The organism is Luteibacter sp. P1_D3, from assembly GCF_056406135.1.
Map to the genome: position 1 here is coordinate 1 of NZ_JBFUAT010000079.1, position 3,147 is coordinate 3,147.

General features: G+C 64.9%; 3 protein-coding genes and 2 pseudogenes. 4 read left to right on the plus strand and 1 reads right to left on the minus strand.

Annotated features, from left to right (window positions below; all coding sequences use genetic code 11):
- Positions 1-363 (plus strand): annotated as a pseudogene (locus AC1DYM_RS22805) (acetyl-CoA carboxylase biotin carboxylase subunit); the annotation flags it as partial.
- Between the two features lie 140 nt (positions 364-503).
- Here AC1DYM_RS22805 and prmA read toward each other — a convergent pair.
- Complete coding sequence (gene prmA, locus AC1DYM_RS22810; protein ID WP_477342311.1) at positions 504-1,403, minus strand: 50S ribosomal protein L11 methyltransferase; 900 nt, start codon at positions 1,401-1,403, stop codon at positions 504-506.
- Positions 1,404-1,465: 62 nt separating this feature from the next.
- On the opposite strand from prmA, the gene AC1DYM_RS22815 reads away from it, so the two are divergent.
- From AC1DYM_RS22815 to purH, 3 genes and pseudogenes are all read left to right on the plus strand, one after another.
- Positions 1,466-2,269 (plus strand): zinc-ribbon and DUF3426 domain-containing protein, encoded by an 804-nt coding sequence (locus AC1DYM_RS22815; protein WP_477342313.1) that lies wholly within the window; start codon positions 1,466-1,468, stop codon positions 2,267-2,269.
- A gap of 222 nt (positions 2,270-2,491) precedes the next feature.
- On the plus strand, positions 2,492-2,725 hold the full coding sequence (locus AC1DYM_RS22820) for a helix-turn-helix domain-containing protein (protein WP_052767339.1): 234 nt from the start codon (positions 2,492-2,494) through the stop codon (positions 2,723-2,725).
- A 41-nt stretch (positions 2,726-2,766) separates the two neighbouring features.
- Positions 2,767-3,147: pseudogene (gene purH / locus AC1DYM_RS22825) on the plus strand (bifunctional phosphoribosylaminoimidazolecarboxamide formyltransferase/IMP cyclohydrolase); the annotation flags it as partial.

Here is a 3,147-nt window from a genome sequence, read left to right on the forward strand (position 1 = left end):
ATCGAGTGCCGCGTGAATGCGGAGGATCCAGACACCTTCATGCCGAGCCCCGGCACGGTGAAGCGTTTCGAAGCGCCGGGTGGCCCGGGTGTGCGTGTCGACACCCACCTCTACGACGGCTACCGCATCCCGCCGAACTACGACTCGATGATCGGCAAGATCATCGTGCACGGTCCGGATCGCCCCACCGCTATCGCACGCATGCGCATGGCGTTGAACGAAACGGTGATCGAAGGCGTGAAGTGCAACATTCCGCTGCAGCAACGCATCATGGCCGACGTCGGTTTCCAGCAGGGTGGACAGAACATCCACTATCTGGAAAAGCGCATGGCAGAACAAAAAGAAACCCCGCCCCAAGTCTGACAAAAGAACCCCGCTCCCCAGCGGGGTTTCTTTTTGTCGCAGGAGCGCGCTCGCGCGCGAACCCTCAGCATCTCATCGAGCGAGCGAGGCCTGAAATCTCTTCAGGCCGGCGGTCCGATCTCACGAAGCGGCTGTTGCCTCTAAGCCTTTCGACGCCCACTGATCCGCACCCAGTCTTCCAGGGTGCGCACTTCCAGGTCTTCGAACCATTCCGCGTAGCGCACCAGCAATTCCTCGTGCTGCCCGTGAAGGATGCCCGACAGGGCGAACGGCGCGCCGGGCTTGATCGCGGCGGCGAAGGTCGGAGCAAGCTCACCCAGTGGCCCCGCGAGAATATTCGCGACGAGCACATCGGCGAGTTCGGTCGGTGCCTCGCCCGGCAGATAGACGGCCAGATCGGCATGCACGCCGTTGCGCTCGGCATTGTCGTGCGAGGAAATCAGCGCTTGCGGATCGTTGTCGATGCCAACGGCGCGGGCGGCGCCCAACTTCAGCGCGGCGATCGCGAGGATGCCGGAGCCGCAGCCGTAGTCGAGGACCAGCTTGTCGGCCATCTGCTGGCCATCCAGCCACTCCAGGCACATCGCGGTGGTCGGGTGAGTGCCCGTGCCGAAGGCCAGGCCGGGATCGAGGCGGACGACGACGATGTCACCCTCCACCGGCGGCTCGATATTCCAGGGATAGACCCAGAGGCGACGGCCGAACGGCATCGGCTTGAACTGGTCCATCCAGGCGCGTGTCCAGTCCTGGTCCTCGACCACACGCCAGGTGATGTGTGCCGGCTCGATGAAGGGCAGGTCGTCGGCGATGGCGGCCGTGAGCCCGCGCTTGTCGGCGTCGGCATCGAATAACGCGTTCAGGACGATCTGGTTCCACAACGGTAGCTCACCCACGCCCGGCTCGAAGATGGCTTCTTCGTCAGGGGTCTCGGCGTCGGCATCCTGCAGGGTGATGGACAGCGCACCCAGGTCTTCGAGTGCGGTTTCGACACGCGGCTGCTCGGCGGCGCGGATCGTCAGGGAGAGTTCGAGCCAGGGCATCGGGACGGCCATTTGGTGAGCGGATAGACGATTCTACCGGTCACGCACGTTATGATCGAACGATGTATACGCAGTGTCCCGAGTGCCTCACCGTCTACAAACTGGAAGCCGAGCTTCTGGTGCCGGCGTGCGGCTGCGTGCGCTGCGGGCATTGCGAGAGCGTCTTCAACGCCCTTGGCACGCTTGCCGCACAACTGCCACCGGAGCCCTTCACGCGCCTGCCGGAACGGGCACTCGACCAGGAACCACCCCTCGCCGAGGTGGCCGTCTTCCGGCCGCGCCCGGTGCCGCCCCTGCCCGACGACGTCGGCGGCGAGCCGTCGCACGACGAGGTGCCTGCTGAGGATTTCTCCCAGCTGACCTTCACCCCCACGTTTGCCAAGACACGTCGACGCTCCTGGCAGAGCGCCATCTGGGTGACTGTCTGCCTGACGCTGATGCTTGGACTGGGCGCCCAGCTCGCCTGGGCCAAGCGCGACTCGCTGATCGCCGACCCGACCATCGGCCCGGCACTGCAAGCGGGCTGCTCAGTCGTCGGCTGTCGCCTGCCCCTGGTGGCGGAACCGACACGCCTGCGCCTGCTCGCTCGCGACGTCGAGCAACATCCGGCCGTACGCGACGGTCTGCTGATCACCGCGAGCGTACGAAACGATGCGTCGTTCGCGCAGCCTTATCCCGTCGTCACCATCGTGCTTTCGGATGCCAATGGCCAGCGTCTGGCCATGCGCCGCTTCGAACCGGCCGACTATGTCGGTGACCCCGGCGTGCGTGCGCGCGGGCTGGATGGCGGTGCCACCACCGCGATGGTGTTCGAGGTGCAAGACCCGGGCCAGCGGGCCGTCGCCTTCGCATTCAGCTTCGATTGACCGTTCGAAAAAATTTCTTTTTACAAGCCTGCACATCCCCTCCCGGGACGAGTACACTCGATTCCCTTCGCGACGATCGACCCCCTTCCATGGTGTGGCCGTGTCGCAATCCAAGCGACCACATTAAAAGAACCGACCGGGAACTCGTGTCCCGGCCTGCGAGAGGGGAATGCCTTGAACGCTGTGAGACTGACTGCCGGTGAGGCCGCCAACGAGACCTCCATGCAGAGTGCCCTCAGCGAATGCGTCAGCCGCACCGTCCGTCGTTACCTGGCGGATATCGGCGATACGGAAGGCGGCGAAGGTCTCCATGCCCTGGTGATCCGTGAAGTCGAAGGCCCCCTGCTGCGTGAAGTGCTCGCTTTCCACGAAGGCAACCAGAGCCGTGCCGCCGTTGCCCTCGGCATCAACCGTGCCACCCTGCGCAAGAAGCTGGCCGCCCACGGCATTTCCTAAAGAGCCGCTATAATGGAGCGCTTTCCTCCCCGGAAGTGCCCATGCCCACGCCCGATCTCGTTTCCGTCCGCCGCGCGCTCGTCAGCGTTTCCGACAAGCAGGGCCTGACCGAACTCGCCCGACGCCTCGTCGCGGCCAACGTCGACATCCTCTCCACGGGCGGCTCCGCGAAAGCACTGCGCGATGCCGGCATCCCGGTGCGCGATGTCGGCGATCTGACCGGCTTCCCCGAGATCATGGACGGCCGCGTGAAGACGCTGCATCCGCGTGTGCATGGTGGCCTGCTCGGCCGTCGTGGCACCGACGACGCGGTGATGGCCGAACACGGCATCGTCCCGATCGATCTCCTGGTACTGAACCTCTATCCGTTCGAGCGCACCGTGGCCGATCCGACGTGCACGCTGGAGAACGCGATCGAGAAC

Bases quoted from the DNA above. Each gene is read 5' to 3' on its own strand.
- prmA (WP_477342311.1), bottom strand. From the start codon at position 1,403: ATGCCCTGGCTCGAACTCTCCCTGACGATCCGCGCCGCCGAGCAGCCG.
- AC1DYM_RS22815 (WP_477342313.1), top strand. From the start codon at position 1,466: ATGTATACGCAGTGTCCCGAGTGCCTCACCGTCTACAAACTGGAAGCC.
- AC1DYM_RS22820 (WP_052767339.1), top strand. From the start codon at position 2,492: ATGCAGAGTGCCCTCAGCGAATGCGTCAGCCGCACCGTCCGTCGTTAC.